Raw genomic sequence first — 18,013 nt, 5'->3', positions numbered from 1 at the left:
TTGTGCCCTTATTTACTACATATGATTCATAGTATAGTTTGCAGTTAAAGTCTTGGTTATGCGCGTATAAGTGCATTGCTTCATTATGTCCATATAACAACCAGAATATGTACATTTGGCGGCTTTTTCTGCAGATTCTAAGGAACAATAGAAAGTATTTGAATCTTTTTTGGAGTAGTGTTACTAGATTACATCTTCCTACTGGATGATTATCGCGTGGGTAGCATAACCCTGAAGGTAGCACCCTCGTGTAATGAAGCATCAACCAGTTCTATTGACCCATCGAGACCCTCTAGGATTTGCTTAGACAGGTATAGACCCATGCCTCCACCTCGTGTTGACGAACCTCTCTCAAAGAGACTATCTCTGACTTCATCTGCCACTCCAGGTCCGTTGTCAGATACCAGAGCTTCGACCATTCCGCTCTCATTGGAAAGCTTCACTGCTATTACTGGATCTTCCTCAATGAAATCTAGGCTGTTCCGAAACAAGTTTTCAAAAACCATTGGTAACAGACGGCTTGCTGGAATTCTTGCGCCTTCAGCATCAGCGTCTGCTGTGATATTGATGGTAAGCTGCGGTTCTTCTTCGGTGGTTTGTCCAGCGATTCTATCTATCAACCGGTACAAATTGGTCTCAATAGTTTCTGCGGGACGACTGAGAGCGGTCAAGAGGCTGTTCATTCTTTCGCAAACTGCCTCTGCAGACGAGATTGTTTTTCTTGTCTCCTCGTCAGCATCTCGTAGAATCATCTTGAGGATATCCAAATTGCCTAGTATGGCACCAAGGTCATTTTTCAGATCGTGACGAAGAAGCGATGCATACAACTCTAGTTCTCGATGTTGTTCTTCTCTCCTCTGCTGAGTTCTTCGTAATTCTATGTATTCGCCAATCTGAATAGCTATCGAGGCTATAAGATCAACCTCCTCACTGAGAAATGGACCTCTATCAGATGCGGGTCGGGATTCCAAATAGTACACCTGTAGGTTGCCTATTCTCTCTCCTTCGCACCAGATATCTTGCTCAAGTTTCCATTCAGTCTCTTCGAAGTTGGAAGTTGCGTATTCCTGACCTTCGAATAGTACCCTAACGCAAGTTATGTTAGGGTACTGAAAAGCGTCTTTTGTAATTTGAGCGGCAGATTGCAAGGCCTCCGACATTGGAATATCCGTTTCATTTGAAAGATCTGCCATTGCATAAAGGGCTTCCATTTCCTTTATCCGTTCTTGGAGCTGGTAGGCTGTTTCTCTAAGCTCCCGCTGTGATTCTTTGCGTTCTGTGATGTCATAAAATATGCCTATCGAACCTGCCACTTCGCCGGAATCGTTGAAATGGGGAGTCGCTGTCAAGTGGATATCTCGTTTCTCTCCATCCACGTTGATTATCTGTATTTCGTAACTGGAATCGACTCCATTCTCCCTTTTTTTCGTTTCCGCAAAAATCTTTGAGTGATAAGCTGGATCTACAAATTCTAACAATGACCGGCCAATCAGCTTTTCTGAATCATAGCCTAGAAGCTCACTCATCGGTTGATTCACCATCTCGAACTTTTCATCTGAATCCGCGATTGCAACCCCTGCAGGCAATACATCAATCAGAGTTCTGTATCGTTTTTCGCTTGCACGCAGTGCCTTTTCGATACCCTTTTGTTGAGATATATCAACAAAGCTCTCCAGAAGGTATTCGTTTTTCCCAAGCGTTATCTTCTTGACCGTTTTTAGTATGGGAACCCTTGACCCATCTTTTGTAAGACATGTACGCTCAGAATTATCGACTTCTTGATCCAAGTCGAGAATTGGACATTCATCTTTTTCGGCGGGGCAGAGATATCTATTGCATAGTGCTCCTTCGAGTTCATCTTCATCGAAACCAGTTATTTCGCAGGCCTTCGAATTAGCTTCAACGATTCGCTTGGTCTTTGCCTCCACAATAACTATTCCAGCGGGGACAGATTCCAGTACTTTTCTAACCTGTCTCTCGCGATCTTTGAGTTCGTCTTCCATTCTCTTTCTTTCGGTAATATCTATTGATATTCCTACCACGCCAACAATTTTTCCATCATCATCTCGAAGAGGTATCTTGCTCGTGTTTATCCATTTGGTTTCATCCTTGGTTGTCCAAGGTTCAACCACGTTCGTTTTCGGTTCACCGCTTTCAATTACTTCTAAATCATCCTTGAGATACGCTTCGGCCCGGCTTTCAGGATAGAGGTCGAATGTGGATTTTCCCTCAAGTTCATCTTTTGACATATCATGAGCCTTTGCTAAATACTCATTTACACGAATAAAGTTGCCATTTCGATCTTTATAAAACACGATACCCGGGATTGTATCAAGTATTCTCTCAAATTCTCTGCTGATCTCTTTGAACTCCTTTTGAGATTGCTTTAGCTCTGTTTCAAGCCTTTTCTGTTCGGATATATCTACTAGTTGCACCAGGTAACCGATTTTCTTACCCGTTAATGGGGATTCAAGGATAGTCATACCGGTTTCAACATACGCGATATCTGTTCTTTCAGTCGGATAGAGGTCAAACTCTCGAACCAGCTGAAAATCGATTTCCGATTGATATCGGATGTTCTCGCCGCTGTGTAATCTCTCTTTCATTTCCGCAGACATATTTGGGTCATTGAATATGTTGAACCCCTTCAAATCGTCGAATGAAGAAACACCAGCAAATTCGATGAGCGCTTCATTGGCTGCGATAATATTCCCCTCTAGATCAAAGACATTAATTGGAATTGGCATCCCTTCGAATATAGAAAGCAGCCACTCAGTGTCGAGGTTAGTCCGGCTTTCCCAATTCTGTTTGATTCTGTCACCTGATTTTGTGGAATTTCTGTCCAAATTCACTCAATCCGTAACTATGATTTGTAGAGGATTTAGGGGGATAGAAGCCCCCACTTCTCTCCCCTTATGAATTGTTTCCATAAGGCGCTAGACGAAAGGGAACAGCTTAGAGAGTCAAGTCAGAGTGGTATGGTTATCGGAATAAGTCCCGTTGAAATCGCTTTTCGAAGCTTGGTCCCATATGGTATGAGAATAAGCAATAGAAAAACCTTATCCCTGCGAACCGCGGCTTTTCTGAGAATCCTTCCATAGATACGGAATCAATCATTACTTGGGCATTTTCCTCTTCTTCATTTCAGTACCTCGTATCACAATAACCAAAGCTGTTAGCATAATCGGCATCAGCACGATTGAGGTTTCCACAAGTCCAGCTGGAAAACCGAGGGGAGCGAGTTCTGGCGTAGAAAGTGCGTCCGGGGGATCGGGAGCTGGATTCGTTCCTGATACCACAAAAAGATCATACCTGTATCCAACAACTACATCAGGAGCACCACTGATGCTATGGAAATGGCCTGTGGCGGGATACTGATTCCGGTCATTACTTCGGTAGTGCCAAATTAGCTTGGCATCTTCTCCACTTATCACGGTAACATAATTGTGATTCATGACTACAAGGTCTGTATGTCCATCGGAATCCATATCATCAAAGGTCATCATCTTATTCCAATAGCTCATGACCAATGGCGCATTGAAGAACCATCTCTGGGTACCAACTGAATCGTATGCTTTCACACCTTCATCGGCATAGCTTATGACTAGGTCATCTTCCCCGTCATTATCCACCAAGTCTATCAGTTCGAAAGACTCAATGTCACCGATGCCAAAGAATTTCTTGTAGAGGAGACCACCAGTTTGACCGTTTACAACCGTGATGTCCTCACTTGAATCACGAGCAGCGATATCATCGTAGGAGTCACCATTCACATCACCCGCTCTCATGCCATAGATGCTACCTCCAATATTGTAGGTCCATAACTGCTTCCCATCAGAGCCATTGTACACATTGACGTAGTGGTCATATCCACCAAAGGCGATATCGAGGGTTGATGCTCCAGAAAAGTGGCCTGTGACAAGTTGGTTCCAAGCATTAGTCACATTGACATCACTGACATAGAGCTGGATTCCAGCACGGTCATACCACACCAGATAGCTCTTCCTTGGGACAGTTCTTTTCTCATACAAGAGAACGATTTCATCACCGGCGTTAGTTGAACTATACTCACCAGAAAAGTGGCCCGATATGTAGTGATCAAGTGGTGAGGAGAGATTGAATACAACAGAGCCATCATCCCCATCAAGCAAGACTACCTGTTTGTCTGCTGTCCTGACCGTAAGGTCCAAGTCAGATGTACCCGTATGAGTTCCAAAGGAGACATCAAGTGCCGCCGAAGCCAGTGTCACATTCCATATTGGGTTGGATGTCGTACCATTCAGCAGCATCAATCCCCCGGAATCATCCGTAACCACAATTTCATCTCGACTATCACCTGCAACATCTTCCACCCAAATGCCAGATAGCTCTTCGTCAAGAGTCCTGTTCCAGTAGACGGAATGCATCTCGTAGGTGGGTTCTTCCTCGTAGTCAGTTGGAATTACATGATGAGTTGCGAAGATGTCACCATTACTGTCATCCCAAGCAACAGGTGATAGAAAACCGTCGTCCTCTAGGTGCGCTGCAGTAATAGACCAGAGCTGACCACCAGTTACATTGAACCAGATTGGTACTCCAGTACTGGTATCGAGAACAACAAGAACTCCACTATCTCCTGCCATTGCAAGATCCATGGAATCAGAGCCACCCATCTCACCAAGAACAGAATCCATGAATTCCATCGGTGGCGAATATACCCATTTGGTATGGCCAGCAACTACGTCCTCCAGATACGCACCATTGACTGTCTGAACCAAAAGCTCAGGTGCTGCGTCGTCATCAAAGTTGTCGATGTAAAAATTCTGAGCGAAACCGGATATTGTCCCGTTGTAGTACACTGATCCATCAGATGGGTCAACGATGTGCAAGTAATTCAGGCCATAGGCTATATCATCAATGCCGTTATCGTTGAAGTCGTAGGCTGCCAGATCAGACCAGAGAATAGCCGAATCAGCCGGGCTTTCGTACACAACGGTTCCATTGAACGGATTGAGTACTCCGAGTCGAACCGTGAAGAGACCGGAGTACTGTAGGTAAGCTATCGTGAGATGGTCTTCTCCGGTGAAGTTCCCAACTGTTACTTCGTATACTGAAGCAGTATGCCCAGTGGACGCATTGTAGAGGTGGTTACCTTCCGCATCCAGAATCCAGATCTTTCCGGTTGCATCACCTGCTAGTATTTCAGATGCATTGTCACCTGTGATATCGTGTAATGCAAGTGAAAGCATGTCACCTGTAGCTTCTGAGAAATTCCACAATTCGTGACCATCAGTTACATCAAGTGCATGGATTGCATCTGTCTGTGAGGCACATATGACTTCGTAGACCCCATCATTGTCAAGGTCTTCAACGAACATTTCTCTTATTGGCTCTGAAATCTCTGAGCTGTTCCATAGCATTTCACCATCATCCTCGAAAGCGTAGACATTAGAGCCGTCATATTCAGCTGCAAAAATCTCGTCCTTACCATCACTGTCTATGTCAACCGCAGACAGAGAGTTCCAGTGTCCGTAGTTACCGCCGTCACCAGTGCTATTACTCCACAGAGTCTTTGAGAACTCCATAGTGGATACACCCATTACTGTTTTCGGGAATTCAATCAGGTAAACATCTCCGCGCTGTGTAGAAATGCCGATTTCCTCGAAACCATTACCGTTGGAATCGTAGACAGTCACCCCTGTAACAGGCTCATCATATGGATTAGAAAGCCAGCTTTCCTCGTAGGACATGAAACTGGTGCTGTTGGTGGAGTGCTTAAGTTCGTAAACACCTACCTGATGATCGAAACCAACAACCACCTCTCTTCTACCATCCTGATCGGTGTCGCCCACATCCAAATCTGTAACGTCTCGAAGATGATTGTAGGCCCAATCAGATTGAGAATTCACACCATAAACGAAATCCGAAATGAAACCATGAATCCAGATTCGTGTGGACCCAACAATATAGGATGACGCCTTTGGAATCATGGCTGTGAATGCGTTTACTTGAATGAATCCACCATCTTTGCGGCCTACAACTGTGGGAGCATATGCTCTAACACCGTAGAGTTCAACGGCTCCCCTCTCATAGGTGACTGATCCATCAGGTTCCTCGGTTCGTACGACGTCCTCTGGAATTGTGTTTAGGTCCTTCTCAAAACTCCATAGTGAGCCCTTAGTTGTACTTGAAACCATACCCAAGCTGTTCTCAAAGGGAGCTCCGACATTCTCATAAGCAATGAACATTGTCTCGTCATCATTTCGGAGATAATCAATATTGGGGAACATCTGCTCATTCATCGATGTAGTGGCTTGATGAGCTGTTGCATTGAGAATCGCCTTGTCTAGATCTAAGCTTCCCTCCAAGAAAACCATGTAGATGTCCTTGTCCGGCTTTGAAAGCTGGGGATTAGTCGAAGAGAATGCAACTCCTACGTGACGATTGGAGTAGTCCGAAGGAAGGTCAACAGCGTCAAAGGAATAGGGAACGAAGTTGGTGTAGTCCTTGAAATTGAGAACGAAATAGTCACCAGAACCCAAAGGTCCAGAAACAAGATTGTTTAAATCATTGGGCAGTAGGCTGCACCAGATTTGAGCAGAAGTGGGACCATACCGTCGAACATACATCCAAAGAAGATGTGTGGAATTCAATTGTACAATCCGAGGGTAATATCGATCTCCTTCTACATCGTACCGAACCACATAAGGGCCATACCAAGTTCCACTATCGTACCGTACAATCCAGAAAGCCCGAGTGCCATTGTTATACTCAACCTTCCATGTCATGTAAAAGTCTCCATTCTCAAGATAGACCATATCTGGCTGCATTTCATCATCTGCAGGTCCAAGTGGTTCATTAGGATACGTAAAGTAGGTTGGTCCGACCCATGGAATCTCAGGAGTCCATATTCCGTTCGATTGCATGGCCTTCCCCATCAATCTATCATTGTCCACGTATGTGAGAAGTGCAATATTGCTACTACTCTCGGGATAAGACACAATATCAGATTCAGCTCTACTTGATAAGACGTACGCATCATCGACCGGCGAAATTACCGTCCTTACTTTCACCTTCGGATAGTTTGGAGACGCAGTGACATGCTCAACTTTCTGGTATTCCGAATCGCTTCCTGGAATCCACTCCCAGAGATCAAAACCATGCGTGTGACCCACAACAATTTCTTGATTACCATCGTAGTCCTGATCATCGAGAGTGAGTACACTAACGGGGTTCCAGTAGGTAAGCTCCTCGGGGGCCTCCCAAGCTTTGTAGAAAGTCCCACCTTGGCATTCGTAGATAAAAACAAAGCCGTTCTTCTTGTCAAGGCGAGTATCAATGGTTCCACCTATGATAACCTCGCGGTAACCATCCTTGTCGGTATCGCAAAGAACCATTGCAGATATTTCTGCATAATCGTAATTGGTCTCATCCAGAGGATTGCCAACCAAGAAGTAGCGACCTGCTAAGCTTTGGCTGGTAACGAAGTAATCATTGTCTTCAGTTCCATCAAATGTGCCAATTGGTACATTGAATATGAACAGGAATGGCCCTGCTGCTACTGCCAGTTCGTTTTGACCATCATAGTCAATATCCTTACCAGCCGCCATCGCTGTTATCTTTTTGACAAGATTCCATTCGCTGGTATCGTTGACATCCATAGACCTCAAATCAATCTCATAGGCAAATTCAAGCTGGTCACCGCCAGTCAGGTTCTTGTCTTCAAATATGTAAATCTGCAGACCGGCACCAACTACAATTTCTTTGAGCCCATCTTGGTCGAGATCGCAATCAGTAACCAGATGCTCAGCATGATTCCAGACTCTTCGCATGAAGTCCCCAGAAATACCTTCCAATTCCTCATAGTAGTAGGGGCTGGTATCGGTTTCTAGAGTGTAGTTCAAATCAAACGACCTGAACATCCTCTTGTAGGTGTTATTCACCAGATGCTCAAAGGCATACACATTGTTATCATAGTCGCCTACAATCATCTCGCCATTCCCATCACCATCAATGTCGCCCGATGAGATTGCCAGCGTCCAGTTATCTAGGTCCTCATCGTTGTTCCAGGATTCGTGTATTCTGTAGCCAAGATTTGTGTAATCAGTACCGTTAAGCAGATTGAAGTCCAGCCTTGCAACCCTTGGATAGGTCGCAACCATATAGGTGTCTATGGACTCGTATTCAGGTTCTGCCCACCATGTCTGAGTTGTGTAGGTGTTGTAGCTCACCATGGAATACTCGTCTTCAACCTCAATACCAAACGCATCGGCCTGTTTCTCAAAGGAATAACCTCCCGTAGTCGGTACGATTCTGACGTCAGTCAGGTTGAGGTAATTCATGTTAGAAGTAAGGCCGGGATTGGAGAAAATCCGCTTGTCTTCAACCCATCTAGGCTCTTCATTAGTACCTTCATTAAGGAAGCAGGTTGCTCCATTCTTATTTCCGTAACTCAGAATGAGATCCAGGTCACCGTCTTCGTCCAAGTCCCACATTTCAGGTTGGCCCCAGACCCTACTCGTTGCCACATCGTTGACATCCTCGAAGTAGCCTCGGACAAGCGTGAAGTTCAAAATTGAGCCGCCATGTTCCACCCGGGTATTTCTGCCGAGATAGACGTACCCATTCGATACAACCATGTCTTTGTCGCCATCACCGTCAATATCTACGAAATCCATCTTTGGTGTGTTACGGGCATAGTTAATCTGTTGAGAAAGCTCTCCGTTAATATCCAGATCGACTAGATCAACATGCTCATTGAACGGTGAAAATGCATCTGATCTGTAGAAGAATCGAATCCTAGCTCGGTAATCGAGATTGGAGATACCTGTGATTTCTGCTTCAGGATCATAGCTACCAAGCGCTATCATTGGCCACCCAGAGATGCTTGACCATAGCCATGGAGCCTCAACAGAAACGTGATTCTGCCCAAGTACACGATGATACTGAGTGGGGTCATTTATCGGATCCAGATAGGAGGTAATGTCGCCATCTACCTCACCAAGCATATTGTAAGCTCTGATTTCACCGTCTTTTGTGCCTAGGAAGTAGTTCTTTCTTCCTTCTCCATATGGCCAGGGATCAAGGCAACCGTATGACCACGAATTATATTCCATTCCGCCCGGTGGAGTGAGTATAGGTGGGCTCCAGCTAGGATTGGGTGCCTTAAGATGTCGCCACGTGGGCACACCTTTCACACTTGACACATGCATAATATCCCAAACATTCGCCTCCATTGTATATCGATCTTCATCTCCAGATTCCCAAACAATTCCATATTTGGATTCAGCCTGATTCCACTCTACCCCGATAAATTCACCAACAACCGTACCTAGGAGGATTTTCTGCATCTCATCGGTCTCCCCTGCAAGTAAAGCGTCTCCGTCCATTGCTAAGGGGCCGATTGTAACGCTGAGTGCATCAGTAATCAGATTGTATACCTGCTTGAGCTGAAGCGAATTCACTTCATAGAAGCCATCTTCATAGACTGACAACTTCACGTAACGGAAATAGTCCCATTCACGTCGAGCTAAAGCACCATCAACATCTACTTTCAATATGTTGCCATCTATGATGAAGCTGGAGTTGGAAACCTGCTCGAAATCGGAGCCATCTTGCGAAACAGAGAAGTTGAACTCGTCATGAATAGAGCTGGTCAACGTACTTCTGAAGTAAATCCAGACATCAGCATCATCACTGGCACTGCCGGTCCCTTCTTCGTCCTTGCCGAAATCAACTATCGCGGTTGCGTTATCAACTCCAGCTATGCTTGCGTCGAAGGCGGAATAGTTCCCATCAGGTTCCATCGCCATGCCTGTGTTGTATGGATAGACGCTTGCATTCGGCAAGAAATAGGACCCTCCCCACTGGTAATTGATGGGTTCATCAACGTTGATAGATGAATTGTAAGGATCGTGGTACGTTACGTTGTTTGCAGACACCACACTGTCTGCCCAGAAATCAAGCCCCCAGTATCCAAATGTCTCCCATGCTTCAAAGTCCTTGTAGACCTTCTTGTAGTCATAGGTTTTGTCAGCCTCGTTCCAATCAAGTGTAAATAGACCTTGACCCTGAGCTACAAGCGCAATCTCATTGCCCAGTGTTCCGTCCAACTCACCAACGGCCATTGATTGAATCGGAGTCCATGTGTAGTTCTGGCTGGTCCAATTAAGATAGTAGCGGTTGTCATTAATCAGAGGGAACGGATAGCCATTGATCATTATGGATACGCCATCATTCTCGTACACCAAAACTGTGCCATCACGGGTACCGACAATTATCTCCGGAAGACCATTCTCATTTGTATCACCAGTCTCGAGTGTGTACACTTTCTCACCCACGTCAAGCGTCGAGACTTCGTCGTATGTTATCCAGTGCTCTTCAACGAAGGGATAGCCGGAATGGTTGTCATATTCATAGAGGTGAACCTTTCCATCCCAACCACCTGCAATAATATCAGGTCGGTAGTCGCGGTCGATATCGTCCACCTTGACTGAAAAGGCACGAAACATGGACGGACTTGTCCATACTAAATCAAACATATTCTCCGTATTTGCATATGGATCATAGAGATGTCTTTGTTCGAAAACATAGACGTGGCCATCTGCAGATGCTGCGACGATTTCTAGGAAATCATTCAAGTCGGTATCCCCGAAGTCCAAGTCCAGGACGTCACCTTGTATGATGCTACCTCCAGTATCCCAAACCTTGTCGTACTTGCCTGTTTCTGTATTCAGCCTGAAAATGTGGACTTGGTTATCATACAAATAGCCACCTCCAAGTGCCAAGAAACCAGTAGCCTCATCGTATGCCACAGCATGGATAGCCGCCTTTGACCGCCATGGTTCGTAGGTGACCTTGTAATCATTAGGACGATCAGCAAGCACATTACCGATATCATAGTCGGAAGGATAGACCTCGCTCACATTAGATGGCATGGCTGTGCTTCGGGGAAGAAGTCCTTCAGGAGATTGCCGGGAGTAGTTTTCCTCAGTTACATTATCCGATTCTGGATAGGGTTCAGCAGCTCGGTTCATCGGTACTGTTGGCACGACACATAGAGGGCCAACAAGCATGATACCTAGGAATATGAGTGTCAATAGTTTCATCTTCATTTTATGCACCTCCCTCCTGTATACCAGCCTCAGCATTGTCCTTCGCTTCCTGTAGCAGTTTCTGCGCTTGTTCTATCATGTTCTCAGCACGATCCGTACTCAATCCTTTAATCTGTCCCAGTTCCTGTGAATCGGCCTCCGCAATTTTTGAAACCGAATCAAATCCACCTTCTTTCAGTCGTTTCTCAAGTGTAGCACCAACACCCTGCAAATCGGAGAGCTCAAGGCCATAGTCCTGTACTCCTCCACCACGTCTAATTCCGCCAAGCACTCTCGACCACCAACCCTTCCTGTGACCGACATAACCAACGATTGCCACAACAGCAATCAAACCAACAATAGCGGCCGCCATGAGTACGGTAGCCATGAATCCAGTTCCTGGAATAACCACGAAGGTCACCGTAGCTGCGTGAATAACACCAGTATTGTTGAGGGCGTAAACTCTCAGAGTGTAAGTTCCCGGGCTCCATTTGATTTCATTGCTCTGCCATTGTTGGGCTCCCGGGTTGTACTCCATTTGGTAGTCTTCGCTCCAGTCCGAACCATTCTGGAACTTGAACCAGACCTCTTGGAAGGGAGTAAAGTTGGCGACACTAACAGCTGTATTCTGATAGACCTCTGTTCCGTTAGCTGGTGTCATGATTTTGAGCGTACTCTTGCCACGTTGATACGCCAAGGCCATCTCGAATTCATCTTTGGTAGTGTTTGTCAGTGGATCCAATCCCAAGGCTATTTCGAGGCCGTCTGAGTACCCATCGCCATCTGTATCTCTGTTTCCAGGATCCGTTCCATAGACGTAGTACTCGTCTCCATCAAGCAAACCGTCAAGGTCGCTGTCTGGGCTCATGATACCCCCACCAGGTATGGTCTGAAGTCCCAACTTGAACTCAAGGCCGTCTGGCAAAGCGTCATAATCCGTATCAAACTCGTAGGTATCGGCGCGGCCATCTCCGTCCGAATCATCATCCATCGGTTCAGTCTCGTAGAAGAAGACCTCCGCGCCGTCAGGAAGCCAATCGTCATCGCTGTCGGGATCAGTCGCTGAGCTCTCATATACAGGGTCAGTTTGAGCCTGCTCGTAAGCCTGAGCCGCGCCACCTGAGAAACCACCACCTTCCGGTTCATTCTCGGTCGTCATGCCGATTGACCAATTGACTGGTGGCCAATCTCCGTACGGATACACTTCGTATAGCGTCTCTTCATTGTCTAGCAACCCGTCACCATCAGTGTCGTTCGATATGGCGGACGTGTTGTATACCCAAATCTCGTTCCAGTCCGGCAGCGTATCGTTATCCGAATCATTCGAAGCAGGATTAGAGTTGAAAACCATCACTTCTTGGTAGTCTATGAGCGTGTCGTTGTCCGTATCCTGCAGGACTGGTGAAGTGTTGTACCTGAACACAAGAACGGGTGCTTGGAAGGGATACAGCAAGGTGCTGATGTTTTCAATGACCAGCTCTGAACCATCACTTAGCCAATCATCATCAGTATCGTAGTCCATCGGATCCAAGGGGATTGGGTCCATCCACGGAATCAGACCAGAACCCAGATACAGCTCATACGCATCAGAAAGTCCATCCAAATCAGAATCTGCCTCTGTGGCATTGGTACCATGAATCATAACTTCATCGTAGTCGCTCATTGGCCAGGAGAATTCACCCAGCTCGTTGGGATGTGTTATAGTATCGTTGTCAGTGTCCCAAGCAAGCGGATTCGTACCATAATATAGAATCTCCTCGCCATCGCTGAGTCCGTCTGAATCACTATCATAGGAGAATGGATCCGTGTAGTAGATCATAATCTCTTCAAAATCGGTGAGCCCATCGTTGTCGCTATCTTCATCCATGGGATCCGAACCGTACTTCAGAACCTCTCTTCCGTCAAGAATGCCATCCCCATCACTATCGTCAATAAGCGGGTTCGAATGCCAAAAGAAGACCTCTTCACCGTCAGATAAGCCGTCAAAGTCTGAGTCGCTTATCGTCGGATCCGTGAAGAACTTGTAGAACTCATCGCCATCGGAAATCATGTCAAAGTCACTGTCCTGGCATCGAGGGTCTGTACCAAGCAGGATTTCCTGCATATCGAATAATCCGTCATCATCCGTATCAGCGTCAAGATAATCCGTGTGATTACTGTCCTGCCTGAGCACGCCTTCGAGACCGTCAAGCAAACCGTCATCGTCAGTATCCCCATCTGTCGGATCGGACGGGGGAGTCTGTGCGAGCTCGTAGCCGTCGCTGTTTATCCACGCACCTGGCTGTGGCGTCCGATCTGTAATACCCGTGTCGCCGTCTGTGTCCGGGTTGCACGGATTCGTAAACACCTGCTTATCTTCGGGTTCGCCTTCGTCATCATACACGATAATCCAGAAGCCGGCGACTTCAGCCCCATCGTTCATATCTTTGAGGAATGTCAGGGCCTGTGAGTCCACATCCCCATTATACAGCTGGAGGTACGAGTCGTCGTCCGTGTCCGGGTCTAGCGGGTGAGTATATCCGCCGTTGAATATGAGTGGGTTCGGATCCATGACCCAGTCACCAGAACCCTCTGTTTCCTCTGTGTCATTATACAAGGATGGAAGTCCATAGTACGCGCCCGAGGGTCCTTCATCACCATCAACCAAACCATCGCCGTCTGTATCTGCTACAAGGGGGTCGGTGTGATCCGTGAAGAGTTCGCCACCGATGTAGACCTCAATAGCAGTACCCGCCGGTACCCAAACGTCGGTCATGTTATAGCTGGTGTAAATCTCCTGGCGATCCGTCAAACCGTCTCCATCGGTATCAGGCGTAAGAGCATCTGTACCATATTTCCTTACTTCATCAAAATCAGAGATACCGTCATAATCGCTGTCGACCCGAAGTGGATTCGTTCCCAGCTCCCATTCTTCGCCATCCAACAGCCCGTCTTCGTCAGTGTCAGGTACAACGGGATCAGACCCCATTGTCATGACCTCTAGCTTGTCGTTCGCCCCATCTCCATCCGTATCGGGATTGTTGGGATCAAGACCTGGTACATCATTTTCGTAGTCATCGCTGAGCCCATCGTTATCCGAATCGAAGCCCACACCCGTGTTTTCGTATTCTGCTTCGCCTTTGTTTGGTGATAGATCCCAAGGCCCACCTGGTTGCCAAGTCCATGTCTTCTTCCATTTTGCAAACAGGAATTTGATTTTGAGTTTGAGTGTAAGCGTCAAGCGGAGCATGATCTTCATAGGTGAAGATTTAGCGAAATCTTGGAAGAAGGAGAATGCTATCTCCAGCGAGCCATAGAGTTTTGCTGACGCAACTATAATATCGATACCCAAGGACATCGATGCACCAATGATAGTCACAAGCGAAAGCGTAGCTACCATCGGTCCAGTTGCAGTTGCAGCCTTCCTGACGATATCAAGCTCCAGGCTGAACCATACTTTCACGTTGATTGAGTTCAAGCCGATGTAGCTTGCAAGTTTATTCAGAACTGAGCCGCCAACGCCGCCAGTCAAGAAGTCAAGTAATGTGAATGTGCGCTCAAGAGCTACTTTGAGCGACATGACCCACTCTTTCACGGAGAGGAATTCTCTCCACTCGAACATGCCGTTTCTGAACGAGAAGAGATTGATAACGAATTTTGCATAACCACTGAACTGGAGATCAACACCCAACACGCTCAGCAGATGTTCCATGAACTTGTTCTTGGAGGAGTCGAATCCGGATACTCCAAGCTCTGCATAGAATTGCGGAGTAATCTCGAAGAATGAGAAAATAGCACTCAAGAATTCACCTACCGTTCCGAGCGAGAACACCGCTCTACCTTTGAGAAGAACGCCTTCAATCAGCTGAAGCAGCGGTTCTTCATTGATAGCAAACTGTGGGCGAATACCAAGATCGAAAATCAGGTCAAAGAGCGACCATTCACCAAGTCCGATAGGCAATTTGCCTGCGTATCCCAGAAGGTCACTCATGCCGCCAAAGACACCGTTCACCATGTCTTCAAGATTCTGCAGCAGAGACGTTAACATCCCGCTAACCCAATCATAGACCTTCTCCATTATCCATAGAATGCCGTCAGTGAATATGCCCTTGATGTCCATGAAGAAATTGACAATGTCACCAATCATATCCAAATTGAGGATACCAGCGCTCATGCTGCCAGTAACCATATCCAGTACTTCGGCAATGACCGACGCCACATCGGGTGGAGTATTCAAGTCAAAACCGAACGCATCGGGGAAGAAGGACTGCATGAGCTTTAACATCGCATCTATTGGTACATTATCGAATTGCGGAAAAGTTCCAAATATCGAACCAACCGCCATGAGAAGAGTATTCATGATTCCACCGAATGATTGTCCACGGACAAGACCAAGAAGATTGAAGGCCCCTCCTGCAATCTCGCCAAAGACACCCATTACAGATTCAAGATTGGACAATCCGTCGAGTAGATTTCCTGTATCCAAAAACTGAATGACATTCAAGAAAATACCCGGTATCGATCCTATTTCGCTTGCGAAGCTGCCCAAAGTTCCGGTAATCATTCGTTTGAGACCGAGATCACCGGTTATGCTTGCAATTGCTCCCAGTACAGGTTTGAGCACCGTATGAAAAGCATCCATTATTTCGGCAGCGTCTGCGGTGGTGTATTCCGCTGATGAGAAGGATAACTGATTCACAAGTGTTTCTGCAATATCGAAAATATCTGGCAGGTCTGCGTCTGGAAAACCATCGTTGAAGAAACCTGCAATCATGCTTACCGTGTCAGTCATGGCAGCAATGATTTCAGTCGGGACTCCGCTCGCAACGTATTCATCAAAGATTGGGTCTAGCTCGTCCTGGAATGCACTCAAACTTGTGAGACCTTGCTCGGAGTATTTCTTGGTGACATTCATCAACGCTCGGGAGAAGTCTTCAGGGTCGCCAGTAATATCCGAAGGGTCAATGAAACTCTCTGTCGTCTGCGTGAGAATCTGAATGAGGCTTTCAGGAGTAACCGTATCTATCTGTTCCACTGCTGTGAAACCAAGCTTGACCAAGTTCATAATCTGCCCGACGACTTCCTGGCCGGGAGCATCCCCTAGGAGACCAAGCACATTTGTAATCAGATTATCTCCAACATCGGTGATGAACCTCGTGAAATCAAAAGTAGAAAGGTAATTGACTATTGACTTGATGAACCCCATAGAATCAGAAAGCAAATCAGTAACATCACCAGCAACCCCTAATGAAGCCACCAATGTCTTGTTGAGTAAGGAAGTTAGGACATTGTCCATCATAAAGCTGAGAATCGCATCAAAAACGTCCTTGCCACCAGTAACAACATCGGATATCAGGTTCCACAATCCGCCGCCAATATCCAATACAGAATCGAGGAAAGTCATCACTTCGTCAGGGATAATCGCTGGCAGCAGACCGGTCAGTAATTCTTCAAAGACATCAGTAATGCTGCTTAGATCCCCGCGGAGATTGAACAGAGCCTTCAGTATGGGCGTAAGATATCCTTTGAGCTCAGCACCGAACGGGAATTGATCCGCCAATCCATTTATTATCGATTTCAGTGGAGATTCAAGATCGAAGTCTGATACAATACCCAAGAAGGGCAAGATCTCCTCGAATACTCCCTTTAGCGAATCCAATGCACCCGAAGGAATAGAAAGGACGGTTTTGCCAGCGCCGGCCAGTACATCAAGAAGGACATCCACGATTTTGCCGATGGGACCTCGAAGACCGGACAAGAGAGGAATTTCTCCAAGTATGAAATCGCCTGGAACGACATCAGCGGGCGAACCAAGGCGCATCATTGGCGAGAAATCTTCGGGGGTCTCCTCAACCGGCACTGCTTCAAGACTACCGTTTGAAGTTACAGTATATGCTGCTTCTCGGACTTCTGGAGTATGTTCCGCCCACATCCTCTCGGCACGTTTTTCCGCAGCTAAGGGATCAACCTGGCCAACAGGATTTACAGGATCTACACTTCTTTGGAATAGGGCATTGAAATTGTCTGCATATATTTGCAGAGCCATCTTTTCGAGATCATTAGCGGCATCCCCGTATTCTGCATTCTTCGTTGCACGGAGAGTACAGATTTCTTTGATAGCCCATATATCGTAGAGAATGAGCACCAATCCATCGATTTGCTCAGATTCGCTGTGATAGATTCTCGAATCACCATCTGTCATCCAACGGTCCAAAGAAAGCGTATTTCCCATTCCTACAACATGCTGGGACGACCTGTGCTCTCTCAGCAATTTGTAGAACTGTTGCCAAGTAATGTCGTAGTCGGGAAACATAACATGGGTCAAATTGGAGCGCAAGGCGTAGACTCCAATCCATGGTTCATCCGAAAGATAGAATTCGATATCATGCGGCGATTTTGTAGGTATCCGCATGATGTTGTTGATTCTAAATGAAGCTATCTCGTGAACCCCATCAGCCACTGCCGACATAATCTCGTCAGTGGAATCATAGAACAGATAGATACCGTCTAGGTCATATCCCTCAAATGGCTGAGGTATAACATCCTCTTCTCTCTCCATTGATTGACTTGCCCAAACAGCCTGAGGTATCAATCCAATAAGCATTAGAATAATTACAGAAACAGTGAACAAACGCAGTTTCAGCAACTTTGCCTTCATATGCACACACATCTCTCTCCCAATCACTTCGACCTGATTGAGTAGCTAATGTGATGCACTCCCCTTGAATGACGGTGGCATTGCATTTCATGTGCGTAACCGCCGGGGGCATGCGACTCAAGATCTCTCATTCAAGGTCGCCCAGCGAATGTCGGTAATTCCAAATGTGAGTTTGGATATAACATTTGTCTTTTTCTTAGGACAAGATATTGATTATGAGCATCGTGCACGGGTTTATTATCGCTCTCAGGAACGTTTAGAAGAAATATAGAGACTAGAGTGCCACACTAATCCTTCCCGCACA

General features: G+C 46.3%; 4 protein-coding genes. 1 reads left to right on the top strand and 3 read right to left on the bottom strand.

All coding sequences use genetic code 11. From position 1 onward, the window contains the following. Positions 1 to 209: 209 nt before the first annotated feature. From GF309_01180 to GF309_01170, 3 genes are all read right to left on the bottom strand, one after another. Entirely contained in the window at positions 210 to 2,846 is a 2,637-nt protein-coding gene (locus GF309_01180; protein ID MBD3157375.1) for a PAS domain S-box protein, read from the bottom strand. Positions 2,847 to 3,116: 270 nt separating this feature from the next. Next, positions 3,117 to 11,129 (bottom strand): PQQ-binding-like beta-propeller repeat protein, encoded by an 8,013-nt coding sequence (locus tag GF309_01175; protein ID MBD3157374.1) that lies wholly within the window; start codon positions 11,127 to 11,129, stop codon positions 3,117 to 3,119. Continuing rightward, positions 11,095 to 17,715 (bottom strand): hypothetical protein, encoded by a 6,621-nt coding sequence (locus GF309_01170; protein ID MBD3157373.1) that lies wholly within the window; start codon positions 17,713 to 17,715, stop codon positions 11,095 to 11,097. Before GF309_01170 ends, GF309_01175 begins: the two co-directional genes overlap by 35 nt. Before the next feature lie 58 nt (positions 17,716 to 17,773). On the opposite strand from GF309_01170, the gene GF309_01165 reads away from it, so the two are divergent. Beyond that, entirely contained in the window at positions 17,774 to 17,980 is a 207-nt protein-coding gene (locus GF309_01165) for a hypothetical protein (protein ID MBD3157372.1), read from the top strand. Positions 17,981 to 18,013: the final 33 nt, after the last annotated feature.

It is taken from the genome of Candidatus Lokiarchaeota archaeon, assembly GCA_014730275.1.
GTDB lineage: Archaea > Asgardarchaeota > Thorarchaeia > Thorarchaeales > Thorarchaeaceae > WJIL01.
This window is presented reverse-complemented; position numbering and strand designations above follow the sequence as displayed.

Bases quoted from the DNA above. Each gene is read 5' to 3' on its own strand.
- GF309_01175 (MBD3157374.1), bottom strand. From the start codon at position 11,129: ATGCTGAGGCTGGTATACAGGAGGGAGGTGCATAAAATGAAGATGAAA.